At 66.5% G+C, this 26,164-nt stretch carries 24 protein-coding genes, 1 tRNA gene and 1 pseudogene; 14 read left to right on the top strand and 12 right to left on the bottom strand.

Annotated features, from left to right (window positions below; all coding sequences use genetic code 11):
* Window position 1: 1 nt before the first annotated feature.
* The 5 genes from E2493_RS17060 to E2493_RS17040 form a co-directional block, all read right to left on the bottom strand.
* Window positions 2-898: a YihY/virulence factor BrkB family protein gene (locus E2493_RS17060; RefSeq protein ID WP_167737597.1), complete on the bottom strand. Its 897-nt coding sequence runs from the start codon at window positions 896-898 to the stop codon at window positions 2-4.
* A 107-nt stretch (window positions 899-1,005) separates the two neighbouring features.
* Complete coding sequence (locus E2493_RS17055; RefSeq protein ID WP_167737596.1) at window positions 1,006-2,226, bottom strand: DUF2254 domain-containing protein; 1,221 nt, start codon at window positions 2,224-2,226, stop codon at window positions 1,006-1,008.
* Between the two features lie 31 nt (window positions 2,227-2,257).
* Window positions 2,258-2,734, bottom strand: coding sequence for a DUF421 domain-containing protein (locus E2493_RS17050; protein ID WP_135089228.1), 477 nt, complete (start codon window positions 2,732-2,734; stop codon window positions 2,258-2,260).
* Between the two features lie 212 nt (window positions 2,735-2,946).
* A complete protein-coding gene (locus tag E2493_RS17045) occupies window positions 2,947-4,731 on the bottom strand; it encodes an SLC13 family permease (RefSeq protein WP_135089271.1) in 1,785 nt (594 codons plus the stop codon).
* A 90-nt stretch (window positions 4,732-4,821) separates the two neighbouring features.
* Window positions 4,822-5,322: an MgtC/SapB family protein gene (locus E2493_RS17040; RefSeq protein WP_135089225.1), complete on the bottom strand. Its 501-nt coding sequence runs from the start codon at window positions 5,320-5,322 to the stop codon at window positions 4,822-4,824.
* A gap of 144 nt (window positions 5,323-5,466) precedes the next feature.
* Here E2493_RS17040 and E2493_RS17035 point away from each other — a divergent pair, with 144 nt between their 5' ends.
* From E2493_RS17035 to E2493_RS21940, 3 genes are read left to right on the top strand one after another with little or no spacing between them, the layout of a single operon-like run.
* Entirely contained in the window at window positions 5,467-6,531 is a 1,065-nt protein-coding gene (locus E2493_RS17035; protein ID WP_135089222.1) for an AI-2E family transporter, read from the top strand.
* 20 nt (window positions 6,532-6,551) lie between these two features.
* The gene (locus tag E2493_RS17030; RefSeq protein WP_225421551.1) at window positions 6,552-7,367 is read left to right on the top strand and encodes a cytochrome c oxidase assembly protein; all 816 of its coding nucleotides are present in this window, start codon (window positions 6,552-6,554) and stop codon (window positions 7,365-7,367) included.
* Complete coding sequence (locus tag E2493_RS21940; protein WP_135089219.1) at window positions 7,364-8,035, top strand: cytochrome b; 672 nt, start codon at window positions 7,364-7,366, stop codon at window positions 8,033-8,035. Before E2493_RS17030 ends, E2493_RS21940 begins: the two co-directional genes overlap by 4 nt.
* A gap of 13 nt (window positions 8,036-8,048) precedes the next feature.
* Here the strand turns inward: E2493_RS21940 and E2493_RS22275 are convergent.
* A pseudogene (locus E2493_RS22275) lies at window positions 8,049-8,567 on the bottom strand (c-type cytochrome); the annotation flags it as partial.
* Between E2493_RS22275 and E2493_RS22270 the strand changes: the two are divergent.
* The 5 genes from E2493_RS22270 (at window position 8,481) to E2493_RS16995 (ending at window position 13,524) form a co-directional block, all read left to right on the top strand.
* Entirely contained in the window at window positions 8,481-9,080 is a 600-nt protein-coding gene (locus E2493_RS22270) for a c-type cytochrome (protein ID WP_404828332.1), read from the top strand. The pseudogene E2493_RS22275 and the gene E2493_RS22270 overlap by 87 nt on opposite strands.
* On the top strand, window positions 9,043-10,029 hold the full coding sequence (gene coxB / locus E2493_RS17010; RefSeq protein ID WP_135089213.1) for a cytochrome c oxidase subunit II: 987 nt from the start codon (window positions 9,043-9,045) through the stop codon (window positions 10,027-10,029). The genes E2493_RS22270 and coxB overlap by 38 nt, the downstream gene beginning before the upstream one ends.
* Window positions 10,030-10,055: 26 nt before the next feature.
* Window positions 10,056-12,563 carry a cbb3-type cytochrome c oxidase subunit I gene (locus E2493_RS17005; RefSeq protein ID WP_318531712.1) on the top strand — a complete coding sequence of 836 codons (2,508 nt, stop codon included), beginning with the start codon at window positions 10,056-10,058 and terminating at the stop codon, window positions 12,561-12,563.
* Window positions 12,563-12,853, top strand: a complete 291-nt coding sequence (locus tag E2493_RS17000) for a hypothetical protein (RefSeq protein ID WP_135089207.1) — start codon at window positions 12,563-12,565, stop codon at window positions 12,851-12,853. The genes E2493_RS17005 and E2493_RS17000 overlap by 1 nt, the downstream gene beginning before the upstream one ends.
* A gap of 212 nt (window positions 12,854-13,065) precedes the next feature.
* The gene (locus E2493_RS16995; protein WP_135089204.1) at window positions 13,066-13,524 is read left to right on the top strand and encodes a ferritin-like domain-containing protein; all 459 of its coding nucleotides are present in this window, start codon (window positions 13,066-13,068) and stop codon (window positions 13,522-13,524) included.
* A 123-nt stretch (window positions 13,525-13,647) separates the two neighbouring features.
* On the opposite strand, the gene E2493_RS16990 is transcribed toward E2493_RS16995, so the two are convergent.
* Complete coding sequence (locus tag E2493_RS16990; protein ID WP_135089201.1) at window positions 13,648-14,967, bottom strand: PQQ-dependent sugar dehydrogenase; 1,320 nt, start codon at window positions 14,965-14,967, stop codon at window positions 13,648-13,650.
* Window positions 14,964-15,389, bottom strand: a complete 426-nt coding sequence (locus E2493_RS16985; protein WP_135089198.1) for a DUF2231 domain-containing protein — start codon at window positions 15,387-15,389, stop codon at window positions 14,964-14,966. Before E2493_RS16985 ends, E2493_RS16990 begins: the two co-directional genes overlap by 4 nt.
* Window positions 15,390-15,784: 395 nt before the next feature.
* Here E2493_RS16985 and E2493_RS16980 point away from each other — a divergent pair, with 395 nt between their 5' ends.
* Both E2493_RS16980 and E2493_RS16975 read left to right on the top strand, forming a co-directional pair.
* Window positions 15,785-17,722, top strand: coding sequence for a BCCT family transporter (locus E2493_RS16980; RefSeq protein ID WP_135089195.1), 1,938 nt, complete (start codon window positions 15,785-15,787; stop codon window positions 17,720-17,722).
* 16 nt (window positions 17,723-17,738) lie between these two features.
* Entirely contained in the window at window positions 17,739-18,131 is a 393-nt protein-coding gene (locus E2493_RS16975; RefSeq protein WP_135089192.1) for a hypothetical protein, read from the top strand.
* A gap of 494 nt (window positions 18,132-18,625) precedes the next feature.
* On the opposite strand, the gene E2493_RS16970 is transcribed toward E2493_RS16975, so the two are convergent.
* Window positions 18,626-18,701, bottom strand: a tRNA-Glu gene (locus E2493_RS16970).
* Between the two features lie 88 nt (window positions 18,702-18,789).
* Between E2493_RS16970 and E2493_RS16965 the strand changes: the two genes are divergently transcribed.
* The 3 genes from E2493_RS16965 to E2493_RS16955 all read left to right on the top strand — a co-directional run bounded on the left by E2493_RS16965 (window position 18,790) and on the right by E2493_RS16955 (window position 21,157).
* A complete protein-coding gene (locus E2493_RS16965) occupies window positions 18,790-19,395 on the top strand; it encodes an SOS response-associated peptidase family protein (protein WP_135089189.1) in 606 nt (201 codons plus the stop codon).
* Between the two features lie 417 nt (window positions 19,396-19,812).
* Entirely contained in the window at window positions 19,813-20,211 is a 399-nt protein-coding gene (apaG, locus tag E2493_RS16960; RefSeq protein WP_135089186.1) for a Co2+/Mg2+ efflux protein ApaG, read from the top strand.
* A gap of 67 nt (window positions 20,212-20,278) precedes the next feature.
* Entirely contained in the window at window positions 20,279-21,157 is an 879-nt protein-coding gene (locus tag E2493_RS16955) for a hypothetical protein (RefSeq protein ID WP_135089183.1), read from the top strand.
* Window positions 21,158-21,316: 159 nt separating this feature from the next.
* Here the strand turns inward: E2493_RS16955 and parE are convergent, their stop codons facing one another.
* The gene (gene parE, locus E2493_RS16950; protein WP_135089180.1) at window positions 21,317-23,299 is read right to left on the bottom strand and encodes a DNA topoisomerase IV subunit B; all 1,983 of its coding nucleotides are present in this window, start codon (window positions 23,297-23,299) and stop codon (window positions 21,317-21,319) included.
* A gap of 291 nt (window positions 23,300-23,590) precedes the next feature.
* Here parE and E2493_RS22190 point away from each other — a divergent pair, with 291 nt between their 5' ends.
* Window positions 23,591-25,303, top strand: coding sequence for a response regulator transcription factor (locus tag E2493_RS22190; protein ID WP_135089177.1), 1,713 nt, complete (start codon window positions 23,591-23,593; stop codon window positions 25,301-25,303).
* Window positions 25,304-25,382: 79 nt separating this feature from the next.
* On the opposite strand, the gene E2493_RS21345 is transcribed toward E2493_RS22190, so the two are convergent.
* Together E2493_RS21345 and E2493_RS16940 are read right to left on the bottom strand one after the other, a co-directional pair.
* The gene (locus E2493_RS21345) at window positions 25,383-25,556 is read right to left on the bottom strand and encodes a hypothetical protein (protein WP_167737593.1); all 174 of its coding nucleotides are present in this window, start codon (window positions 25,554-25,556) and stop codon (window positions 25,383-25,385) included.
* Window positions 25,557-25,764: 208 nt separating this feature from the next.
* On the bottom strand, window positions 25,765-26,164 hold a 400-nt coding region (locus E2493_RS16940), incomplete at its 5' end, for a GcrA family cell cycle regulator (protein ID WP_225421549.1).

Raw genomic sequence — 26,164 nt, 5'->3', positions numbered from 1 at the left:
TTTATCCTCCATCCGGGCCCGTTCGGCCGCTTCGATCCTGCTCATCAAGCGCTTCCGCCACCTCGACGTTGAAGCGGGCGCCCAGCAGGAACACCATCGCAGAGGCCAGCAACCAGAATTGAAGCAGCACGATCGCAGCAAGGGAGCCGTAAACCCGGCCGAGACTGTCGAAGCGATTGAGATAGAAACTGAACGCACCAGTCGCGAGCAACCACAAGAGGGTGGCTATCACGGCGCCCGGCACGACGTCCCGCCAAGAGGCGGCATGCGCTTCCTTCGCCGGTCCATATCTGTAGATCACGGTCAGCCCACAGCCAGCGGCGAGTGCGGCCGCCGCCCAGAACATTATGTGTGCGATCTCCGATGCGAACGGCACCTCCGGCAAAAAGCGCGAAACGAACGTGAGGATCGAAATCGCGGCCAGGGCCCCCGTGATGATCGCGGCCGCGATCGCAACGATCACGATCGACGTCGCCCTGCGCGCCAGGAAGCCCCGTCCTCGATCGACCCGGTATGCGACGTTCAGGCCGTAGAGGAGCGATCGTCCGGCACGACTTGCGCTATAGACCAGCAGCGCAAGGGAGATGGCAGCTCCGGCGCTGCTGCCTTCGCGTTGGAGCAAGGCTTCTCCGAGCCAGACATCGATGAAGCCTCGTGCTTCGGCGGGAATGAAGCGGATCAAGCTCCTGAGGTCGCTGATCACCTCCTCCGGATCGTTGAAGGCGCCGTAGGTGAGGGCGACCAGGGCCAGGAGCGGCAGCAGCGACAGAAAGGACGAAAAGGCGATCGAGCTCGCCACCATGCCGAAATCGTCCTGCGCGGCACTTCGAACCGTTCGCCACCCAGCTTGGATCGTGCGCAAGACGATCTGCGGTCTCAGACAGCCGACGCCCGTCATAGGATAGTGCCGACGTGTCGGGAGCGATGATGCCCGGCTGCCGCCCTCACGCGCGTCGGCCCCGTACATCGTTGGAACAGACTTCAGCCAGAGCCGGATGACCCTCCTCACATCTCCGCGCGAACGCGATCCAGCTCGGCTCGAAGCAACGCATGGTTTTCGTTGTCCCTTATCGATTTGCCTACGACCTCGAGCGTTCGGGCAAGATGCGCCGCGGCATTAGGATCGCGTGCAGCATAGGGACGAAGCTGTCCAATCGCCGAGTTCAGATAGTCACCGAAGCTCAACCGACGCAGGAGCAGCCGCGGCCGCCCCTCCTTGTCCCGGACGACAGTAGAGCGCCTCGGGAGTTCAGCGAGATCAGTCAAAGCCGCGCCGAGCCAATCAATACAGGCGATTGCGGTGAACGGATCGTTGACGCCCGGCGAAAGCGCGCGCGCGGCAAGCTCGACCAACTCGTCGATTGCAAACCGCAGATCCTGCAGCGACGATCTCTTGCGGCTGATCGAGAACAGGTCGCCGCACGCGTGCAGGTCAGCGGATCCGGTCGCCGTTACCAACAGGAGCGGGCGACCCCGGTGGACGAAATCGCCGGGGATTGCGAGCACCGTCAGGAAAAGGTCGTGCTCGGCGGCAATCGCGAGCAGAGCATCTTCGTCTAAAGCGTCCACATAACCGGTCTTTTGCGAGGGGATCGGCGTTCCGGAGCCGGGCGGGACGAGAGCGGCATCCGTCCCATCATCCCCATCGTGGTCGCTCGCTTTCTCTATGTCCGAGAGCAAACCGCGGCCGATACGTGCGATGACATTATTGATGTGGATGCCGTCGGTGACGTGGTGAACGAAGTAGATCAGCACCCCGATCGACAGGATGGCGAGCGCCAGCGCGCCGAACATGGCCAAATGCGGCACGAATGCTTCGCGCACCGCTCCGGCCGTATCGGCGCTCGTCTCTTCGGCGCTGCGGATCGTGCGAAGGACGACGAGGCAGTAGAGGAACGTGCCGATGAACACGCCCAGCGTCACCTGATTGCCTCGATCGCGAACGAAGTTGCTGAGCAGTCGCGGACCGTACTGGCCCGACGCGTAGGTGACCGCCGCCAATGTGATGGAGAATACGACACCGGCGACGGTAATCGTGGAGCCGGCTACGGTCGACAGCAGCGATCGCGCTCCCTCCGGGCGGCTGCCGTAGAACCATTCGACCCGGCCGAGCCAGGCGTCGCCGAGCAGCGCGTCGAGGTAGACCAGCGCCAGCCCCGCCCCGAAGCCGAGCAGCGCAAGCAGCGCGGGCACGAACCAGTAGCTGCCGCGCACGTCCTCGATCAACGCGAACAGCCGAACCTTTACCCACATACCCTCAAACGCCCCCGCGTTGCGGAACGACGCTCATGCTGCCGTCGGTCTCCAGCATGACAAGCGCAATTGCCGCCGGATCGAGATGGCCGGCGGCGCGGATAGCCGCTTCCACCTCGTCTTCCGTCACCCGCTCGCTACGCATCGCCTCGGCGATCATTTGCCCGTCCCGAAGCAGCGCTCGCGGCTCCGACTTGACCCAGCGACGAAAGCGGGTCGAGCGGATCGAGGTCCAGGTCACCCCATATTGCGCGCCAACCAGCAGCAGGAAAGCGGTCACGCCTTCTGCTAAAGCCACATCCTTGGAGAGCAGGATCGTCGCCAGTGTCGAGCCGAGCGCGACGGTGACGACCAGATCGAACGCATTCATCTTCGACAGCGTGCGCTTCCCGGTGATCCGGAGCACGCCCACCAGCGCCACATAGGCACAGATGCCGACGATCAGGGTGCGCCAGATTCCTTCGAAACCTGAGAAGAACATGGAGGCTCCTGTTGCACGGCGCCCGGGTACGTACGGGCCGAGGTTCGGACGGTGATCTCTTCACTGAACGCATTCGACGACGCTGCTATCCTCATTTTATGCGGCTGAGCCACAGGAGGGAGGTCGTTGTCGAACAGTGCCCTCTTGCTCAAAGCGCTGGCGCCGTTCAGATCAGGTGCGGCGCAAATTGGGCGATCCGACCTCAATGCGCGTCAGTAAAGATTATACCTGTACACTAAGACCATCGATAACGTGGTAATCATTATTGCCACTAGTGGTAGGCCTGTCTTGGTGTAGTCACTAAATTTGTAATCACCGGCCGACATGATCAGCATGTTGGTTTGGTAGGCCACCGGCGTCGCATAGCACAGGTTGCAGCCGAACAGCACGGCCAGCACCAGCGGCTCGACGGGGATGCCGAGCTTCTGCGCCAGGCTGAAGGCGATCGGGGTCCCGACCGCGGCCGCGGTCGTGTTGGAGGCGAAGTTGGTGAGCACGGTCACGAACAGCATCACTGCTGCGAGCACCCCGGCGGCCGGCAGGAACTGCAGGCCGAGCGCGATGAGGCCGCCGAGCCACTCGGCGGCGCCGCTGTCGAGGATGATGCGGCCGATCGCGATGCTCGCGGCGACGAGCACGATCACCTTGGCCGAAAGGGCGCTGCCGATTCGATCGAACCGCACGCAGCCGGTTACGAACATCGCGATCGCTCCGGCCAGCGCCGAAATCGCGATCGGCACGAGCCCGATGCTCGCCGGCACCACCGCGCCCGCCATGATCGCGAGCGCGAGCGGCGCCTTGGCAGTGCGCGGCAGCTCCTTCGCGCCCTCGAGCACGAGCAGGTTCTCAGCGCGCGCGAATTCCTGCAGGTCCGGCATTGCGCCGGCCGCAAGGATGATATCCCCCTCGCCGAATATGGTGATCTGGCGCCCGTCCGCTGGCCGCTCATCAGGCCACAGGTGCCGGGCGTCGTGCACGCCGAGCAGGGCGACGTTGAAGCGCTCGGCCACATTGGCGGTCGCAACCGTCCTGCCGATCAAGCCCGAGTCCCTCGGGATCGACAGCTCGACAACCGTCAGATCTTCACCCGTCTTGCCATAGCCGCTTTGGAGCCGCTCCATCAGCCAGGCCGGGGCTGCGGTGGCACCCAGCACGCGCATCGCCTCTTCCAGTTCGGCATGGGTGGCGCGCACCGCCAATCGACCGCTGGCAGGGGCCGCAAGGATCTCGACACCCGGCGGCAGTCGCTTCTCGAGCGCCGCTGGATCCATGTCGCGCCCCGACGAAGCGCCGCCGAAACGGAGCGTCGCGAGAAACCGTCGCGGCTCGTGGCCGGCGGCTATCGAATTGTCGGGCAGAAGGCGCGGCATGACCAGCCACATGAATGGCAGCGCCACGGCCGCTGCCATCAGAACGACCGGTGTGAAATGGAACACGCTCATCGGCGGCAGACCGAGGTCGGTCGCGATCGACACGACCAGCAGGTTGGTCGAGGTGCCGATGGTTGTCGCCATCCCGCCGATCAGCACCGCGCTGTTGACCGGGATAAGCGTCTTCGAAGCGGGCATCCCGCCATTCGCTGCGATCGCCGCCATGATCGGCAGCAGCAGCACGAGCACCGGCGTGTCGTTGACCAGCATGCTCATGGCCATGGCGAGCAGCAAAGTGACGAACAGGCCTATTTGTCGGTTGAAGCGCCACACGCGCGTCAGCAGCCTAGACGCGGGCTCCAGCGCACCGGTCGTAACCAGCCCACGTCCCAGCACCATCAGCGCGCAAATGGTGATCAGCGCGTAATGGCCGAAACCCTCGAAAGCGAGCTTCAGCCCGTCGGTTGGCGCCTGCCCAGGGAGTGGGAATGAATACAGTCCGAGCGCGATCGCGCTGATCGTCAGCAGCGAAATAATCTCGACTCGCGCCCGACCGGAGACGAAACCGTAGAACATCGCGATGGTCAGCAAGATCGCGCCGATCGCATGAAGTGAAGGGAGCGACATCAAGCGCTCAAGCTTTTCGACACCGCGCGAGCTCGCAAGACTTTGCCGCCTCTCCGCCGCGCAGGCGGCGGCTCAGAGCCTCGACTGACGTTATCGATCAACCTTGTCCTCATCCTCTTGGTTGAGCCTGGCCGTATAGGCGTCGGTCTCGACGAAGCGGCGGCTGAGCAGGAACAAGAGGATGATACCGAGCGCGACCAGTCCCGCCAGCCAGAAGAAGCCCATCCCGCAGATCAGCCCGATCGCTCCCGCCGACCAGATCGATGCGGCGGAACCGGCGCCCTTCACGATGTCTCCTTCTCGAAACAGGGCGCCGGCGCCCAGGAAGCCGATGCCGCTCATCACGCCGCTGATCACCTTTGCGGGATCGATCGACAGATTGCTGTCGGAAGACGTGAACGGCAGCTCCATGACAAGCAGGCCGAGACCACACGAACTGAGGGAGATGATAACGAACGGGCGGAAGTCGACGGGCTTCTTGTGCACGAACCGCTCGACGCCGATCGACAGCGCAAGCAGGATCGACAGAGCGATTCGAGCCAGCGCGTCAATCCACGCGATATGAACAGGAAAGTACGCGCCGGAGTCCATGCGTTCTGATTGAACTTCCTCCGCGTGCGATGCAACGCATGTTGGACCTTATCCGGTTCCGAGAGTGGCGCTGGATCGAAAGCGCGGTGCAACGCCAGACCATTCAGCTGGACGAATTCCGCTCAAGACGCGACAAGGCCGCGGATGGGAGCCACTCCGCCTCGACGGCGCCTCGTCGCCGATCTTCTGACCGTGCTTGCGCTCGTCGCCTTGTTCTGGCTGCTCTGGGTGCTTCGCAGCCTGCTCATTCTCGCCTTCGGCGCGATCGTCCTTGCCGTCGTCCTCCGTGTCATAGCGCAACCGCTTCGTCGAAGGCTTCGCCTACCCGATCGCGCCGCCTTGCTGGCCGCGATCCTGATCGTAACGGCGGTCTTTGCGGTTGCCTTCTGGATGTTCGGTCAAGAAGTGGCGAGACAGGCGAGCACATTGCGCGAGTCAGTTCCTGCCGCGTGGCAGGCTATCCAACAAAGGTTGGATACGTGGGGGCTCGGTGAGGCAGTTCGGCAAGCGCTGCCGTCCCTCGAGGGGGGCGGGCAGAGCGTGGTCTCAAGCATGACTCGGATGGTCGTCTCGTTCACCAGCGCGCTGGCGGACATCGTCCTCGTCATCTTCGGCGCCATCTACCTCGCCGCCGACCCCGAGCTGTATCGACGCGGCGTCGCCAAGCTGGTGCCGGAACGCGCCCGCCCGGCGCTCCTCGAAGCCCTCGAAGATTGCTACGGGGCTCTGCGCCTATGGCTGCTCGGCCGAGTAACCACGATGCTGCTGGTCGGCACGCTGACCGGCGTCGGGCTATGGGCGATCGGAATGCAGGCGCCCTTGGCCCTTGGAGTCACGGCGGGCATCCTCGACTTCGTCCCTTTCGTGGGACCGATCGTCGCCGCAATCCCCGCCATCCTGCTGGCGCTGGCGACCAGCCCGACTATGGCCTTGTGGGTCGTGCTTCTCTACCTCGCCGCTCAGCAGCTCGAAGGCAATGTCATCACGCCGCTGATCCAGAAGCGGGCGGTGGAGCTGCCGCCCGCCTTGCTGCTGTTCGCCCTGGTAGGCTTCGGCCTGCTATTCGGAGCGATTGGCGTGCTGCTTGCCGAGCCGCTCACGGTCGTCGTCTACGTACTGGTCAAGCGGCTCTACGTGCGCGGCGCGCTCCAGACGCCAACCAGCATCCCCGGCGAGCAGGCTACGGAGCGCCAAGCGCCGCTCGCATAGTCGTCCGCCGAGCGCCGTCCTTGGACGCGGGAACCATTCAGCGGCCCGGTGAATTTCGAAACGAGCGGGAAAGGCGCCCAACGCCGATGAATGAACGGATCTGGATACCTTATTGCGGTGCGGCGCCTGATCCCGGCGGTCTGATCGGACGGTGGAATCTGGATCCGGGGCTCCTGTGCCTGTTCGTGGCGATCTCGGCGATCGCTTTTGTTCGCACTGCCGGCCGGCCGCGCGAGCGCGCGCTCTTCTTCGCGGCAACCGCCGTCACTCTGTTGCTCTTCGTGTCCCCATTCTGTGCGCTGACTTCCGCCCTTTTCGCGGCAAGAAGCGCTCACCACGTTCTATTGACCGCATTGGCGGCGCCGCTGATCGCGGCCGCGATGCCGCGATCCGCACTGAACGCGATCCGCGGCGGACCGGCAAGCTGGACCGCGGTCAGTGCCTTGATCCTGTGGCTCTGGCATGCGCCTTCGCTCTACGGCGAGGCGCTGTCGAGCAATGCCGTCTACTGGCTGATGCAGGCAAGCCTGCTCGGATCGGCGATCGCCTTCTGGGCAACCGTGCGGGCATCCTCGTCGGTTGCGGCCGTCGCGGCGTTGCTCGCCTACATGGTCCAGATGGGCCTTCTCGGCTCCCTGCTGACGTTCAGCGACGAAGCTTTCTACGCACCGCACGCGCTGACCACGACGGCTTGGGGATTCTCACCTCTTGAGGATCAACAACTTGCCGGGCTCCTGATGTGGGTGCCGGGTGCGCTCGCTTATCTCTGCGCGGCATTGGCACGGCTGCACCGCCTCCTCGAGGACGAGGTCCGCCCGAACGGACTGCCGGCATGATCAATGCGCTCCGTCGATGGGCGCGCACGCATACGGAAGAGGGCCGCTATTCCCCGGTCGGCATCGCGTTCCACTGGGTCATGGCGTTCCTGGTGCTTTTCCAGCTCGGCTGGGGCTTCTACATCGGCTTCATGGGCGTGGGCGGCGACAAGATCGCGGCTTACCAGGTGCACAGCGCCGTCGGCCTGCCGATCCTGCTCCTGTCGATCGGCCGCCTCGGCTGGCGCATGCTGATCCCGGGACCTCACAACGATGCCGACGAGCAGGGCTGGCAGACGACGGTCGCTCACGTGATCCACTATCTCTTCTATCTCGCCTTTTTCGGCCTGCCGCTGAGCGGTTGGGTGATGTGGTCTTCGGTGGCGGAACCGGGACCACTCCACCTCGCCGGCGTGCTTCCCTGGCCGCAACTGCCGTTCGACGCGCTCGGTGATGCCACCCGCTGGTCGATCCTAGACGTCGCAGAGGACGTGCACCTCGTGCTCGTATGGCTTCTGGTCGTCACGGTACCGCTTCATGTGGCCGCAGCCCTGAAGCACCATTTCTGGGATCGACACGATGTGCTGCGGGGAATGCTTCCGGAGATCCCGGACGCGGAGGACCCCCGGGAAGGGCACCGGCATAAGCCGCGAGCGCCGCGCGCTCGGCCGGGGTCAGCCGGACGCTGATGGTCTGCATCACATTCATCGGATCATTGCGCCGTTCCGAGCGCCGCCACTTTTCGAGTTGTTCGAGATGGTAGGCGGCCGGTTGCGCGCCCAGCGCCGGATTGGCTGGCCCGATCCCTTCGCCGCGAAGGCCGTGGCAGGCGGCGCAGGGCTGGAGATCGCGCGCCGGGTCTCCGATCAGCCAAAGCTGCGGCGGCGGTGCCTGCGGCATCGGCCCCGGCGCGAACGGCATCGCGGCGTAATAAGCGGACACGGCCTGCCGGTCGCGGGCGGACAGCTTGCCGGCGACATATTGCATCTGCGGGTGCTGGCGAAGACCCGAAGCGTAGCTTTCCATCTGCCGATTGAGATAGCCGGACTCGAGCCCGGCGAGACGCGGCACGCCAGCGCCATTGCCGCGTCCTTCGAGGCCGTGGCAGGTGATGCAGGCGTTCGCCGCGCCGGCATGGCCGCCGCTCAGCGCGATGAGTTCGCCGGTCTGCGCGAAGCGATCGGCCGATGCGGTGTCGACCGCGCTGCAGCCGGAGATCATAACGGCCAGCAGAGCTGCGGGAGCGGAGTATTCCCACCGTCGTCGCGCTCTGGCAGCCATGGTTACGGAACCACTCGAGATGCGCACGGTTCCGCTTACCGGACGCCGGCCGTCGTCGTCCTCGACAGGGGGTCGTACTTGCGGACTTGGCGCATTCTGGCTGCTCTTTTACCGTTCACGAGCATGCCCGCGTGCAAGATGCCACCGGACGATCGTCACCCGATGCCGCAAGCCGATGCGGAACGCGGACGACTGGCGATGAATGGTGCTGGCTGCGGCAGTTGCCACTCGGCTCCCGGCGTCTGGCCCGAGGGAGAGGTCGGGCCGTCGCTCGACTCGTTCGCGCAGCAGACGTTGATCGCCGGTCGGCTGCCCAACCGTGCCGACATTCTCGCAGATTACGTGCGAAACGCGCCGAAATACGTGCCGCAATCGGGCATGCCCGCCATGCCGCTGACGGAGGAGGAGGCGCGCGATGTGGCCGCTTATCTCTACACGCTCGGCCGTCGGTGACGCGCTCGGCGGCTGGCCGCCGCCCGTGCTCGATCCCGCAGGGCCCTATGCCAACCCGCTGGCGACACTTAGCTGGGTCCTGTTCGGCGGCGCCGGCCTGGTGTTCCTCGTTGTGCTCGCCGCCTTGTGGATCGCATTGTTCGGCACGGCCGCGCGCAAGGAGAAACTCGGCGGCACCCGCGCCATCTGGATCGGCGGCGTTGCCTTCCCCGTGGTCGTGCTCTCCGTCTTGCTGGTCTGGGGCCTGTCGATGACCGGCAGCCTCACCGCGCCGATCCGCGGTGACGAGATGCGCGTGAAAGTCACCGGTGAAATGTGGTGGTGGCGCATCGCCTATCTGGGAGCCGATGGCGGAGCTGTTCTGCACGACGCCAACGAGCTGCACATTCCAGTCGGTCGGCCGGTCGTGCTCGAGCTCGAATCCGCAGACGTCATCCACAATTTCTGGGTTCCGCGACTGTCGGGCAAGCTCGACATGATTCCGGGGCGGACCAACATCATGCGCATTCAGGCCGACGCGCCGGGCGTGTTCGGCGGCCAGTGCGCGGAATATTGCGGTGGACCGCACGCGCTTATGGGCTTCGTGGTCGTCGCCCACCACTCGGAGGACTTCGCCCGGCTGATGACGGCGAGGAGAGCGAACATTCGTCCCCCCGCACCGGCGCACCCGGACCTGGCGCGCGGGGCGCAGCTGTTCGGGAGCGCAGGCTGCGCAGCGTGTCACCGCGTCGCCGGCACCGGCGCCAACGGCGCCGCGGGGCCGGACCTCTCGTACGTCGGCAGCCGCCAGACGCTCGGCGCGGGGATCCTGCCCAATAACCGCGGCACTTTGATGGGCTGGATCGGCAACAGCCAGGCGATCAAGCCCGGCAATCGCATGCCGCCTTATTCGATGCTGTCCTCCGACGATCTGCGCGCGCTCGCCGTCTATCTCGAGGCGCAGAGGTGAATCCGGAGAAGGGTCTGGACCCGGCCGTGTACGAGCGCCTTCCGAGGCCGGGTGAGCGGCCCGAGGGCGAGCTGGATGAACTGAACCGGATCTGGGCGGCCCCGACGGGAATCGCCAAGCTGACCGCCGTCAACAATAATTATGTTGGCGTCTGGTACGTCGCCACAGCCTTCCTCTTCTTCATCCTCGCGGGCGTGCTCGCCCTGGCGATGCGAGCGCAGCTCGCGCTGCCGCTGCAGGGCATCCTGCCGCAGGAGACGTACAACCAGTTCTTCACCATGCACGGCACGATCATGATGTTCCTGTTCGCCGTGCCGATCATGGAAGCACTGGGCGTCCTCCTCCTCCCGCAGATGCTGGCCGCGCGCGATCTACCGTTCCCGCGTCTGTCGGCTTACGCCTTCTGGGCTTATTTCGTTGGCGGCCTCTGCTTCTTCGCGTCCCTTTTCTTCGGCCTCGCGCCGAACGGCGGCTGGTTCATGTATCCGCCGCTCACCAGCACGACCTACTCGCCCGGGATCAACGCCGATTTCTGGCTGCTCGGCATCGGCTTCATCGAGATAAGCGCGATCGCCGGCGCGATCGAGATCATCGTCGGGGTGCTGCGGACTCGCGCGCCCGGGATGAGCCTGCGTGAGATGCCGATCTTCGCCTGGGGCATGCTGGTCTTCGCCGGCATGATCGTGATCGCCTTTCCGGCAGTGATCCTCGGCACCTTGCTGCTCGAGCTGGAGCGCGCGCTCAACTGGCCGTTCTTCGACCCGACGCGCGGCGGCGATCCGGCGCTCTGGCAGCACCTATTCTGGTTCTTCGGGCATCCGGAAGTCTACATCATCTTCCTACCGGCCTCGGCACTGGTCTCGATGATGCTCCCGGCGCTCGCCCGCACGCGGCTGGTCGGGCACAACCTCATCGTGCTCGCCTTTCTCGCCACCGGCTTCATCAGCTTCGGTGTCTGGTCGCACCACATGTTCGCGACGGGCATGCCCGCTCTCTCGGTCGGCTTCTTTTCCGCGGCGAGCATGGCGGTGAGCGTGCCGGCGGGCATCCAAGTCTTCTCGTGGATTGCGACCTTCGCGTGCGGCAAACCGGTGTTCAACACGCCGACCCTGTTCGTGATCGGCGGGCTCGTCACGTTCGTGATCGGCGGATTGACGGGCGTGATGGTCGCGCTGGTGCCGTTCGACTGGCAGGTCCACGACACGCATTTCATCGTCGCCCATCTTCACTACGTGCTGATCGGCGGCGCGGTGTTCCCGCTGTTCGCGGTCTTCTACTACTGGATGGGCATGACCAGCCGCCGGGCCCTTTCGGAGCGCATGGGCAAGTGGATCTTCTGGCTGATGTTCCTCGGCATGCAGGTGATCTTTCTGCCGATGCACCTGACCGGGCTGATGGGGATGCCGCGCCGCGTCTACACCTACATGCCGGGGCGCGACTTCGAAATCACCAACATGATTTCGACGATCGGCGCGTTCATCTTCGCGACGGGCGTGCTGCTCTTCGTGATCGAGCTGGCGCGTAATTTCCGCTTCACCGTCGAGGACGATGCCGGGAATGTCTACAAGGGCGGTACGCTGGAATGGCTGCCGACCGGCCTCTACTCGACGCGCTCGATACCGCTGGTGAGGAGCCGCTACCCGCTCTGGGACGATCCGAACATCTGCAAGGACGTCGAGGAAGGCCGCTATTTTCTACCGAACGCGCCGACGGGCCATCGCGAAACGCTCATCACCAGTCCGATCCGCGCCACGCCCGAATATATCCAGATCATGCCGGGACCGTCGCTGTGGCCGTTCCTCTCTGCCATCTTCACTGCCGGTTTCTTCGTGATCATGACGGTCCAGGCTTATGGCGTGGCCGTGTTCAGCGGCGTGCTAGCGATCCTGTGCGTCCTGCGCTGGATGTGGGACACCGATCGCCCCGTCGCCGTCGAGCATGTCGATATCGGCGCGGGCATTGCGCTGCCGACCTATGTTACGGGTTCGCGGACGCACGGCTGGTGGGCGATGATCATCTTGCTGATCGTGATCGGGATGATCTTCCTGATGGCAGTGTTCAGCTACCTCTACCTCTACGGGATCCCTCCGGAATTCTGGATCAAGCCTGCCGATCGCCGGTGGCTGTTCCCGATCGTCGCCCTCTACGCGCTCGCCGCCTTGCTGGCATGGCTCGGCCGGCATGTGCTGACCCGAAAGAGAGTGTCGACGTGGGCGCCGAGCGCCTTACTGCTTTGGGGCATGGTCGCAGCCGCCGCGGCGTTCGTGATCGATTTCGTGACTTGGCGCACGACGCGTATCACGGGGGAAACGAGCGGGCAGGGCGCAATCGTTCACGCCCTCCTCGCGCTGCAAGGCTGCCTCGTCGCCATTCTCGCGCTGATGGGAGGCTTCCTCGCCGCGCGGACCGCCCGTGCGCTCGTCACGAAGCCGCGCAACAACACTTTCGACCTGATCACGCTCTTCACGCTTTACCTCGCCGGTCAGGGCGCGGCGTCGGCGCTGCTGACGCGCCTCGTGCCTGGAGGTCTCTGATGCGCAGCTGGGCCTATCTTCTCGGCGGGCTGCTGGTCTGGACCGTCCACTTCTTCGGCCTCTACACCGCCTCAAGCATCTTGCTCACCAGCACGACCGCGCGGGTCATCACCGCTCTGCTGACGATCGTCTGCCTGGCCATCGCCGGCACATTGGCGGCACGGGGATGGGCAGGAAGGGCACGAGCCCCGGATGAGGTCGTCCACTGGGTCCACACCATTGCCGCTCTGTCCGGCGCAATCGCATTCCTCGCCGTGCTCTGGCAGGGCCTCCCGGCGCTGCTGATCTGATCAGCCGCTTTCCGGCGGAAGTTTTCTTCCAAGTATCATCCAATCGAGACCAGCACGGTGCGGCGTCCGCCGTTCTCGAAACACCCGAGGGATCAAACGCCTACTTCACTGTGGGCGACCAGGTGAAGAAAAGTGATCGGGGGTCAGCTCGTCGCGAACCCTTCACGTGTCGGTTCGTTCTGTTCGTTCCCCATGCAGAAGGAGACAGAAGAATGGCCGGCAATGACCATGACGTCAGTGTGCTCAATACCCTGATCACCACCACGATCGACAGCGCAAACGGCTTCGAGGAGGCCGCGAAGGACGCGCGCAGCGATCAGTTCAAATCCATGTTCCAGCAGTTCGCGAGCGATCGGCGGCAATGCGTGAGCCAGCTTCAGCAGGCCGTGCGTCAGCTGGGCGGCGATCCCGAAGATGACGGATCGGTCAAGGCGGCCGCGCACCGCACGTGGCTGAACCTCAAGGATGCGGTCACCGGCGACAGCGACAAGCAGATCATCGAGGAGGTCGAGAACGGCGAGGACTATATCAAGGGCAAGTACGAGACAGCGCTGCAGGACGACCGCCTCTCGGTCCAGGCCAAGTCGATCATCGAGCAGGCCTTCCGCTCGGTGCGAGAGGGCCACGATCGCGCCAGCCAGCTGAAGCACAGCATGGAGGGCAGGGGCTGAGCCCGGCGCGTAGGCCAGGGCGTGACCCACACGTCTTGAGACAAACCGCCACCCCGGGGCCTCAATCGGTCCCGGGTGGCAAGTCATTCGAAGACGAGGCTTCGCCGGACTCAGGCCGCATGTTCAGGGATTTGGGGTGGGGGCCGCTTGCCGCCCTGCGGGGGTGACGCGCCAGACGGTGTTGGCGAGATCGTCGACGACGATCAGCGCGCCGCGCGGGTCCACCGCCACGCCGACCGGACGCCCGCGGGCCTTGCCGTCGGCTCCGAGAAATCCGGTGACGAACTCGACGGGCGCACCTGACGGGCGTCCATTCTCGAACGAGACGAATACGACCCGGTAGCCGACCGGCGTGCTGCGGTTCCAACTGCCGTGCTCTCCGATGAAGACGCCATCGGCGAAGCGCGCGCCCATCGCTGGGACGGAGAAAGCGAGCCCCAGAGGCGCGTGATGCGATCCGAGGCTGTAGTCCGGACGAACGGCAGCGGCGACCTTGCGGGGATCGTGTGGCCGAACCCGAGGATCGACGTTGCTTCCCCAGTAGCTGTATGGCCAGCCGTAGAACGCACCCTGTCGAACGGTGGTAAGATAATCGGGCACGAGGTTCGGGCCGAGTTCGTCGCGCTCGTTGACCACCGCCCAAAGCTGTCCGATGCCTGGCTGTATCGCCAGCGCGGTCGGATTGCGCAGGCCAGTGGCAAAGGGGCGGTGGAAGCCGCTCGCGGCGTCGACCTCCCAGATCATTGCCCGGTTTTCCTCCACCGCCATGCCGCGTTCGCCGACATTGCTGTTGGAGCCGATGCCGACGTAGAGCCGGCGGCCATCCGGGCTGATCGCGAGTGCCTTCGTCCAGTGGTGATTGATTTCGGCAGGCAATTGCGTGACCGTGACCGGTGGTCCGCTGGCACGAATTTGACCCGGCCGATACTCGAACCGAACGAGGGCATCCTGGTTGGCGACGTAAAGGGCATTGCCGGCGAAAGCGAGGCCGTAAGGCGCGTTGAGATTCTCGGCGAAGACCGCGCGCCCCTCATAGGTTCCGTCACCGTCTGCATCACGCAGAAGCGTCAGACGGTCGCCGCTTTTGGCTGAGGCCGACCCCTGTTCCATCACATAGCCAGCGACGAAGTCTTTGGGCCGCATTGCCGGAGCGTCCTTCCCGCCCTTGCCTTCGGCAATGAGAACGTCGCCGTTCGGCAGCACCAGCGCCTGGCGTGGAACCTTGAGATCAGTTGCGATGGCTGCAACCATATAGCCTTGCGGCACGGTCGGCCTCTGATCGCCCCAATCTGTTGGTCTGGCAACGTCCATGCTCGGGAGCAGGCCACGCTGCTGTTCGGGCAGATCGGGGTTGGCTCCGTATTGGTTTGGATCGGGATCGCTGCCGCAGCTGGCGAGCAGGGCGATCAGCGCAGTCGCGACGCTTAGCCGCAGCCGGTTCATCGGACACCTCCCGCCCGAAGAGGCGAGAAGCCGAGCCAGACCGAGGCGAAGGCGAGCAGGGCGACGAGGAGCGAGAGGATCAGTCCTTCCGGCATCGTCGCCCAAGCGTCTTTGCTGTGGACCAAGGCGGTGATGAAGCCGAGGACAACGGTCGCCAGCAGCACCAGTACGGACAGCGCCGAACGGCGATCGCGTGCGAAATCGGCCCGCAGGAAGTCGATAATCGCCCAGACTAGTGCCAAGCCTGCGAATACCATCGCCCCCGCGTTTAGCCACGCGGCAAAGTTGATCCACTGCACCTCGTAGCTGGCCGAATAGGCCCAGTCACTGAGCAGGGCACCCAGGAAAAGCGGTAGGCTCGAGGCGAGAAGCACGGCGTGAACCGGATGGATCACGCGTCTGGCGGGTCGGCTGTCGGTCAAGGCAGCTCCTCTCCTCTTGAGGGGCGCTCGAGATGCGGTGGCGTGAGCCGCACGTCGAGCGATGGTCGTCGCAAGAGCATGAACTTGAACGGCCGCGGTATCGCTCTTGCACGTTTGATCGAAATGCCGGCGAGCGCTCGAGGTTCCGAGGTCGCGGTCCGTGCTCCGCTTCGAAGCGAGGTCGCCGCCACTGGAGGGGGCTCGGCTCCGACGACCATTTCCGGGAACCGCCATTCGTGACGCTGTCACGGTCGGGCGCTCTGTTGCCGCAGCGGATTGGCAACTCTCGACGCTCGCGCTCGTTGGATTCCTGCCCATCCAATCAGCCCCTCTGAAAGGACGAGAAGATCGAGCCGACCTCGACAGGTGCCGCACGGCCCGCGAGCAAATCGAGAATGCAGGTCAATCCGCCGGTCTTCTTCGTCTCGGCGGGCCTGATCCTCGCGTTCGTCCTGATCGGGGCGCTGTTCGCCGGACAGGCGGGCCGGTTGTTCGCCGCGGTGCAGGCCACCATCATCGTCGATTTCGGATGGTTCTACGTCGTCGCGGTCGCCGGCTTCCTGCTTTTCGTGCTCTTCCTGATGATGAGCCGCTACGGGGACGTGAAGCTGGGGCCGGACGAGAGCGAGCCGGACTATAGCTACCTCTCCTGGTTTGCGATGCTGTTCAGCGCCGGCATGGGCATCGGCCTGCTGTTCTTCGGCGTGGCCGAGCCGATCCAGCATTACGCGCTGCCGCCCGTCGGACAGGGGCGCACGATCGACTCGGCGCGTCAGGCGATGGTGCTCACTTTCTTTCACTGGGGGCTGCACGCCTGGGCGATCTACATCGTCGTCGGACTGGCGCTCGCCTATTTCGCGTTCCGGCGCGGACTGCCGCTCACCATCCGCTCCTCGCTCTATCCGCTGATCGGCAAGCGCATCCACGGTCCGATCGGCCACGCGATCGACATTTTCGCGGTGATCGGCACCATGTTCGGAGTCGCGACGTCGCTCGGGTTCGGCGTGCTGCAGGTCAATGCCGGCTTCGCCCATCTCTTCGGCCTGCCGACCGGGACGTTGGTCCAGGTCGTGCTGATCGCCGTGATCACCGGCATGGCGACGCTTTCGGCCGTCGCCGGCCTCGACAAGGGCATCAGGAGACTGTCGGAGCTGAACATCATCCTCGCAGTGGCGCTGCTCGCTTTCGTGCTGCTCGCCGGATCGACCGTGTTCCTGTTGCAAGCCTATGTGCAGAATGTCGGCGCCTATCTGGGCAGTCTCGTGCAGCGAACCTTCCGCATGTACGCCTACGAGCCCAACGCCTGGTTCGGAGACTGGACGCTGTTCTACTGGGGCTGGTGGATCTCCTGGTCACCCTTCGTCGGCATGTTCATCGCCCGGATCTCGCGAGGCCGCACGATCCGCGAGTTCGTGGTCGGCGTGCTGCTGGTGCCGTCGCTCTTCACCTTCCTCTGGATGACCGTTTTCGGCAACACGGCCATTCAGATGGACATGAGCGGCGTCGCGGACATCGCGACGACGGCCGCCAACAACATGCCGGTGGCGCTCTTCGAGACGCTGGACCATCTGCCCCTCTCGATCATCGCATCGACGCTCGCGACGCTGTTGGTGATCACCTTCTTCGTGACCTCTGCGGATTCCGGCGCGCTGGTGATCGACACCATCACTTCGGGTGACGCGCCGAACCCGCCGGTGTGGCAGCGCGTCTTCTGGGCGGTGAGCGCCGGCGTGGTCGCCGCCGTGCTGCTGCTCGCCGGCGGGCTCGAAGCGCTCCAGACCGCGGCGATCGCCAGCGCACTGCCCTTCACGTTGATCATGGTCTTCATCTGTTACGGGCTGCTGCGCGCCCTCCAGATGGAAGGGAAGGGGGCGCCGACGGACCTCTCGAACGTGGCCGACGCGGACGGCGACCACGGACTGGGCTGGCAACAGCGGCTCGCCACCATCCTCCACTACCACGAACGGGATGAGGTTACCGGCTTTCTCACCGGCACGGCGCGCGACGCCCTGGACGCAGTCGCCGCCCAGATGCGCGACCGCGGCCTCTCGCCTGCGGTCGCCGAAGGAGAGGACCATCTCGCGATGATCGTTCCGCACGCCGAGCGAGGCGCCTTTCACTACACGATCCGTCTGCGCAGCTTCCGGGCCCCGAGCTTCGCGTGGGCGGAGACCCGGCGCATGCAGAAGGACGATCGCCTTCACTATCGGGCAGTCGCCTCGTCTCCCGACAGCGATCAGCCGCACGACGTCACCGGATACAGCACCGAACAGCTGATCAACGATCTGCTGAATCGCTACGCCCGCTTCCGCCATGCGCGGCGGATGGAATGATGGACAGGAGCTGACGATGCTGCCGGTTTCCGAGCTTCACCTCGAGCACTCCCGTCACCTCTTCCTCAGCGAGCGAGCTCGGCGCGAGAGCATCCGCGGCAGCCTCAGCACGCCGGTGGCGGCGATCTCCTTCGCCGTCTTTGCGCTGAGCAGCCTTTCCGTCGAAGTGGACATCGAGCGATGGCCGCACTGGTCTGCCCTGGCGCTGATCGCGCTCGCGGCGGGGGCGGTCGTCGCGCTCTTCCTTTCGGCCTATCAGGTCGTCATGTCGGAATGGCTGTTCGTCTATCACGAGCCGCCCAGGCTTCCGGAGCTGTTCGACGGCGGCAGGGACACGCCAGACGGGCAAGCAGAGACCCGTGCGAGGGGAGTCCTGGTTGCGAGCTATGCGGTCGCATACGAGCAATAACTGAAAGCCAATGCGGACAGCGCACGGCGGCGAACCTGGGCCCTGCGGCTGATCCTTGTGTCGCTGCTGCTCCAGGCTATGGCTTTTCTGAGCCTCCCGTTCCATCGCGGGGGCTGAAGCCCATGCGACTTTTCAGCGGGTGCTGACGCGACGCCGCAATCAGCGCCAGTTCTCCGACCTCAAGCCCGGAGTCCGTCAGCGACTGGCGCTCGCCGCGCGCGAGCTGCGCGACGCCGAAGACGCCGTCGCGGCGGCATTGGGGCTGCCGCGGCCGCCGCGGCTGCTGATGATCGACGAGGAGGAAGCCGTGGTGGTGCTGCCGGGCGACCGCAAGGATCTGCTCGGGAGCGGCGACGCGGGGCGGCCGAGAAGCAGGAAAGCGGCTTCGAATGAACGCGCGGCTTCGCGCCAGGATGCAAGGGGGGGACCTGGTGCCAGACACGGGCAGGGGCGCGGTGGCGACCTTCCAGGAATTTGCCGCTCTTGGGCGGAGATGGTGACCCCTACGGGACTCGAACCCGTGTTTTCGCCGTGAGAGGGCGACGTCCTAGACCGCTAGACGAAGGGGCCGCGCGATTGCGTGCCGGGGGCCCTTAGGGGGCGCCGGACCGTCCTGTCAAGCTGGCGAAGCGCGGCGCGCTCCTTTAGGCGGCGGATTATGTGCAACGACTTCCGCAGCCGGGTCGAGCTCGGCACGATCGGCCAGGATTTCTCCGACCTGCGCATTCCCCTGCGCTTTCCCGAGGGGCTGCCGAACCTCGAGGCGCGCGACCACATAAGGATCACCGACCGGGCGCCGATCGTGCGCTGGGCCGCGGCCGCCGAGGCGGGCGGGGAGGGCGCGGCCGAGCTCGTCCAGCGGCGCTGGAGCTGGCCCGGGCCGGGCGGCAAGCCGGTCTACAATTTTCGCTCCGACAGCCGCGAATTCGGCTCGGGACGTTGCCTGATCGTCACCGACGGCTTCTACGAATTCACCACGCCGGCCGAGCCGCGCAAGGACAAGCGCAAGGACAAATGGCTGTTCACGCTGGCCGGCGAGGACTGGTTCTGCATCGCCGGCCTGTGGCGCGCGACGAAGGAGGTCGGCGAGGCCTTCACCATGCTGACCACGCCGCCCGGCCCGGACGTCGCGCCCTATCACGACCGCCAGGTGGCGGTGCTGCCGCGCGAGCGGTGGCGGGACTGGCTCGACGGCTCGGCGCCGGCGAAGGACCTGCTCGGGCCGTGCCCTGAGGGCATGCTGCGGGTGGAGAAAGTGGGCTGAGGTGCTTTTCCGGAGGCGGCGGGGCAGCGGCGGAGCTGCCTTTTCACGCGAAGCCGCGAAGAGGAAGGAAAGGCGCGAAGGGGTTGCCGGCTTCCCCGCGTCCATGGCTTCCCGACGCCACGGCGTAAGGGAGCGATCGCGAAGCGATTCTTTTCGACCGTTCGCCAGTACCAGGGGCCCCAGGCATAGGCGCTTCGCGCCATTTCTTCTTCTTCTTCTTCTTCTTCTTCTTCTTCGCGCTTTCGCGTCCTTCGCGTGGAAATGGGAATTTGGATTCAAGCTGGCGCTCGCCCCAGGGGCAGCGGCCTTTCCGGCCTGAGATCCCGGCCTTCGCCGGGATGACGGTTGGAGGGAAGAGGGGCTCGGGGCCGCGTCGAGGGCGTTGACCTCGCGGGGCGAGGTGTAGAGGGTTGTCGCGTGAAGAGCTTTTTTCCCCATAGCGAGACGACCCGCAACATCACCGTCCGGGTCGCGGTCAGCTTCCTGCCCGAGCAATCGGAGCCGGCGCGCGGGCGCTGGTTCTGGGCCTATCATATCCGCATCGAGAACGAGGGGCCGATCGCCGTCCAGCTGATGACTCGCGAATGGACGATCGCCGACGGCCGCGGCGGGCGCAACGAGGTGCAGGGCGAGGGCGTGGTCGGCGAGCAGCCGGTGATCGAGCCGGGCGAGGCGTTCGATTACGTCTCGGGATGCCCGCTCGGCACGCCGACCGGGTGGATGGAAGGGCGCTACCATCTCGTCGCCGCCGACGGCAGCGCCTTCCCGATCGCGATCCCGCGCTTTCCCCTGGTCGCGCCGACGGTCGCCAGCTGAGCGCATCGCTTGATTCCGCGCGGCGGCCGATCCAGCCTGCGCCGTGCCCAGACGTGGAGAAAGAGAGATGCGGAGCGTGATCCTGGCGGCGGCCGCCGCAATGCTGCTGGCGCCCGGCGCCGCCCCGGCCGGAACGCCGGTGACGCAGAAGATGACCTGCCCGATCGGCGGCAAGGCCTTCGATTTCCGCACCACCGCCTCCTACACCACGTTCGGCACCCGCGCCGACGGCAAGCCGTTCGGCAGCTGGACCTTTCCGCTGGCGCTGCCCGAATGCCCGGACAACGGCCTGGTGCTCTACAAGGATTATGCGCCGGAGGAGGTGGCGAGACTCGAGCCGCTGGTCGCGTCCGAGGCCTATCAGGCGCTGCGCCGCGAGGACACGCAATATTACCGGGCCTATTGGCTGATGAAGGAGATGGGGCTCGGCCCCGAGCGCTATCTCTGGGCTTTGCTCCAGGCGAGCTGGGAGGCGGACGACCGCCCGCCGCTGCGCGCCCGCTATCTCGCCGAGCTGGCCGAGGCCTCGGCCAGCGTGCCGGCCAAGCCCGACGACCTCAACTGGATCGGCATGGAGGGGCGCGCGGTCAACGCGCTACGCGAGCTCGGCCGCTTCGACGAAGCGCTGGCGCGGCTGGAGAAGGTGACGATCGCGCCGCCGGCGCCGCTCGACATGGACCAGGACGAGGGCAAGAGCCGCGCCGGCTGGATCGACTATTTCGCCAAGCAGAAGCTGCTGATCGCGCGGGCCGACGCCTCGTCCGACCCGTTCGAGCTGCTGCCGCGCCGCGAGGCGCTGGCCCGCTGCGCCGAAGGCACGGGTCTCGACGCGCACAAGACCGCGTGGTGCGACGCCGCGAAGGACGACGTCGCGGCGCTGAAGGCGAAGAAGGACAGCCTCGAGCAGGAACTCGAGACGATCGGCAGGAAGAGGGACAGCCGGTAAGGAAGCAATTCCTCCCCCAAGGGGGAGGGGGACCGCCGCCGACAGGCGGTGGTGGAGGGGCTGGCAATGACTTCGTGCCAGCCCCTCCACCAGCCTACGGCTGGTCCCCCTCCCCGTGCCGGAGAGGAACTAACGGACGACGCACCCGGCGCGTCGGCCCTAGGCGTCGATATCCTCTTCGCTGAGCTCGGCGGCGTGGTTCTGGATGAAGTTGAAGCGGTGCTCGGGGTTGCGGCCCATCAGCCGGTCGACGAGGTCCTTGACGCCGCGCTGCTGCTGATATTCCTCGGGCAGGGTGACGCGCAGCATCGACCGCGTCTTCGGGTCCATCGTCGTCTCGCGCAGCTGGCTCGGGTTCATCTCGCCGAGGCCCTTGAAGCGGCTGACCTCGACCTTCTTGCCCTTGAACAGGCTGGCCTCGAGCTCGCCGCGATGGGCATCGTCGCGCGCGTAGGCGACGGTGCCGCCGGCCGAGAGGCGATAGAGCGGCGGCTGGGCGAGGTAGAGCGCGCCCTGCTCGACGATCGGCGCCATCTCGTTGAAGAAGAAGGTCATCAGCAGGGTGGCGATATGGGCGCCGTCGACGTCGGCGTCGGTCATGATCACGACGCGGTCGTAGCGCAGCTGGGCCGGATCGCAGCGGTCGCGCGTGCCGCAGCCGAGCGCCTGGATCAGATCGGCGATCTCCTGGTTGGCGCGGATCTTGTCGGCGCTGGCCGAGGCGACGTTGAGGATCTTGCCGCGGATCGGCAGGATCGCCTGGGTCTTGCGGTCGCGCGCCTGCTTGGCCGAGCCGCCGGCGCTGTCGCCTTCGACGATGAACAATTCGGTGCCGGACGGATCGTCATTGGCGCAATCGGTGAGCTTGCCGGGCAGGCGCAGCTTGCGCGACGAGGTCGCGGTCTTGCGCTTGACCTCGCGTTCGGCCTTGCGGCGCAGGCGCTCGTCCATCCGGTCGAGAATGAAGCCGAGCAGGGCGCGGCCGCGCTCCATATTGTCGGTGAGGAAATGATCGAAATGGTCGCGCACCGCCGCCTCGACCAGCCGCGCCGCGTCGGGACTGGTCAGCCGGTCCTTGGTCTGGCTCTGGAACTGCGGATCGCGGATGAACACCGAGAGCATGATCTCGGCGCCGCCCACCACGTCCTCGGCCTGGATGTCCTTGGCCTTCTTCTGCTGGCCGACCAGCTCGGCGAAGGCGCGCAGCCCGCGGGTGAGCGCGGCGCGGATGCCCTGCTCGTGGGTGCCGCCGTCGGGCGTCGGGATGGTGTTGCAGTAGAAAGAGGAGCCGCCCTCGCTCCACAGCGGCCAGGCGACCGCCCATTCGACCATGCCCTGCTCGGACGGGAAATCCTGCCGGCCCTTGAAGAAATCGGTGGTCGCGCAATTGCGCTCGCCGATCTGCTCCTTGAGATGGTCGGCGAGACCGCCGGGGACCTGGAACACCGCCTCGGCGGGCACGTCGCTCCCCGCGACCAGCGAAGGATCGCACTTCCAGCGGATCTCGACCCCGGCGAACAGATAGGCCTTGGAGCGGGCGAGGCGGTAGAGCCGGGCCGGCTTGAACGCCGCGTCGTTGCCGAAGATCTCCGGATCGGGGGTGAAGGTGACGCTGGTGCCGCGACGGTTCGGAGTCGGCCCGAGCTTCTCGAGCCCGGTGACCGGCTCGCCGCGGGCGAAGGTCTGGCGGTAGAGCTCCTTGTTGCGGGCGACGGTGATCACCGTCTCGGTCGACAAAGCGTTGACGACGCTGACGCCGACGCCGTGCAGGCCGCCCGAGGTGGCATAGGCCTTGTTCGAGAACTTGCCGCCCGAGTGCAGCATGGTGAGGATGACCTCGAGCGCCGACTTGCCCGGGAACTTGGGGTGCGGATCGATCGGCATGCCGCGGCCGTTGTCGGTGATGGTCAGCCGGTTGCCCGGCTCGAGCGTCACCTCGATGCGGTTGGCGTGGCCGGCGACGGCCTCGTCCATCGAATTGTCGAGCACCTCGGCGGCAAGATGGTGATAGGCGCGCTCGTCGGTGCCGCCGATGTACATGCCCGGACGGCGCCGTACCGGCTCGAGCCCCTCGAGCACCTCGATCGAATGGGCATCGTAATCGCCGGACGTGGCGGTGGGGGACGCGAACAGGTCTGACATGGGCCAAGCTATAGGCGGGCGGGAGTCGTGCTGCCAAGCGGCAAGCGCCCGCGCGGGCTATCGTAGGAATACCGATGGGGGAGGGGATGGCGGCGGTCCGCTCGTGGGGGAAGGACCGCCGCCGCCGGCGGGACCAGAGACTGCCGGCGCCTGTTAAGGCCGTTCTCGATATGCCCGCGGTAACCGGTTTCGAAAATACCGTTCGTCTACGGTAAAGCGCTCTGGCGGCCGCGGCGACGGGCCCCTATCTAGGCGCTACACCCCCAGAAACAGCCGGTTTCGGAATCGATCTTGCCTGCCCTGATCCATATCGTCGACGACGACGCGCAGGTGCGCGCCGCCACCAGCTTCCTGCTCGCCAGCCGCGGCTACGCGACGGAAGTCTATGCGAGCGGCACCGATTTCCTGCGCGACGCGCGGCTGACCCGCGGCTGTATCCTGCTCGACCTGCGGATGCCCGACATGGATGGCCTGGCGGTGCAGCAGGAGCTCGCCCGCCGCGGCGTCCGCCTGCCGGTGATCGTGACCAGCGGCCATGGCGACATCCACACCGCGGTGAAGGCGATGAAGCTCGGCGCGCACGACTTCCTGCCCAAGCCGGCCAGCGAGGAGCAGATCTTCGCGGCGATCGACCATGCGCTGGAGAGCTACCGCAGCTCCGAGCAGCGCCGCGCCGCCGAGCACGAGGCGGAGGTGCGGCTGCGGCGGCTGTCGCCGCGCGAGCGCCAGATCCTCCAGGGCCTGCTCGCCGGCCATCCGAACAAGGTGATCGCGAGGCTGCTCGGGCTCAGCCCGCGCACCGTCGAGATGCACCGCGCCAACATGATGGAGGAGCTCGGCGTCTCGACTCTCCCCGAGGCGATCCGGCTGGCGATCGACGGCGGCCTGGTGCCGCTCGAATCGGACGGCGACGGCCCGCCCGCCGGCGAGAGCGTGCTGCCGCGCGGCCGGCCTGGCCGCCCGCCGGGACCGGCACGCGCGCGGAGCGGGACAATGTCCTCCGACGCATTGCGGCTGGTGCTCGAGGCGTCGAGCGACGGCGCCTGGGAATGGTCGCTGGCGAGCGGAGAGATCAAGCTCTCGCTGCGCGTCGCCGAGCGGCTCGGCTACGATCCGGGCGGCTCCCTCGACGGGCTGGAGGCGCTCCGCGCCATCGTCCATCCCGACGATTGGGAGGGCCTGGTCGCCGAGCTCCAGGCGCATCTCAGGGGCGACACGGAGAGCTTCGCCGCCGAGATAAGGGTGAAGACCGAGGGCGGCGACTGGGTCTGGTACCAGGACAGCGGCAGCGTGATCGAGCGAGACGCCGCCGGCCAGCCGCTGCGCATGGCCGGCACGCTGTCCGATATCAGCGCCCGCAAGGCGGAGGAGGAGCGCGCCCGCGATTCGGCGGCGCTGCTCGATCTGGCGCAATGGGCGGGCGACGCCGGGCTCTGGGAGCTCGACATCGACAGCGGCCGGGTGCGCCTTTCGGCCCGCGGCCGCGTGCTGCACGGCCTGGGCGAAGACGGGCCGGAGTGGATCGAGCGCGACGCCTGGGTGGCCAGCGTCGCGCCCGGAGACCGCGAGGCGGCGCTGGGCGGGATCGATTCGGCGATCCGCACCGCTGCGCCCTGGCGGATCGAATATCGCAACGCGGCCGACGGAACGCCTCTGCTCGCCGTCGGCATGGTGGTGCGCGGCGCCGACGGCCGCCCGGCGCGGATGGTCGGCTTCGCCCAGGCGCGCGACGGTGCGGGCGGCTTCCGGCTCAGCGCCCCGGCGGCCGAGACGGAGAGTGCCGGCGAGTCCGCTGCGGTTCCGCCGAAGCTCGCCCACGAGTTGCGCCAGCCGCTCGCCGCGATCGCCAATTTCGCGCGCGCGATCCGCAGCCGCCTCGGCCCCTCCGCGGCCGAGGACGAGATGCTGCGCGAGGCGCTGAGCGGCGCCGAGCGCAGCGCCCTGCTCGCCTCCGACATCGTCGAGCGGCTGAGCCGCGACGAGGCGGAGGGGCGCAAGCGCTGAACGACGCGCGTCGGGGACGGCCGCTCAGCGCCGGCGCATCGGATGGGTTGGGGGAGACGGGCCCGGCCGGGCCCGCCGGTCAGGCGTCGAACAGGCCGCCGCTGGAGCGCGGCGTCTCTCCGTGGACGCGGTCGAGATAGGCGGAGGCAAGCTCGTAATGCGCCTGGACGGCCGCCTGGTGGCGGGCCTTCTGGGCCAGCTCGATCTCGGCTTCGGCCCGGCGCTCGTAATATTCCAACTCGTTGTGCGACATTTTTACGCGTGGCTACTCCGGTCTGTTGAACCGGACAAAGAACGAACGCGGGGCCCGCGCTGTTCCTCGATTTCGCATTAACCTGGATGATGATGCTGGCGTAACGGCCGGCGGAAAACTGCGGATCCCGGCAGCGCCTAAGGCCCTTGTACCATGAACAACGGGCCCGGCCGGAAGGCCGAGCCCGTCGATCGAAACGGCGCTTGCGTCAGCGGATGCGCGGGCCGCCGAACGGCAGCGGCGGCGGCGGGCGCCGGTCGCGCCGCGGCAGCTGCGCCTGATAGGCGACGCCGCAATGCTCGACGCAATAAGGGAAGCCGGGGTTCGCCTGGGCGCCGCAGAAATGGAAATCGGGCTCGCCGGGATGGCCGATCGGCCATTTGCAGATCCGCTCGTTGAGATCGAGCAGGCTGGTCTTGTCGGCGATCTCCGGGCTCGGCTTGGCCGGCACCAGGCGGCGCGGCGGGGCCGGCGGGATCGGCGACTGCTGCTCGCCCGGGGCCTGGCGGAGGAAGCCGCCGGGACCGATCGAGCGGATCTGCGGCTGCGGCGCGGCCGGCGCAGCGTCCTGGGCGGGCGTCGCCTTCGCCGCCGGCGCCGCCTCGCGG

Origin of the sequence: Sphingomonas parva (ex Maeng et al. 2020), assembly GCF_004564275.1 — a bacterium.
In the GTDB taxonomy this organism is placed as follows: Bacteria; Pseudomonadota; Alphaproteobacteria; order Sphingomonadales; family Sphingomonadaceae; genus Allosphingosinicella; species Allosphingosinicella parva.
Note: the sequence above shows the minus strand (reverse complement) of the source record. Positions and strands in the feature narration are given on the sequence as shown.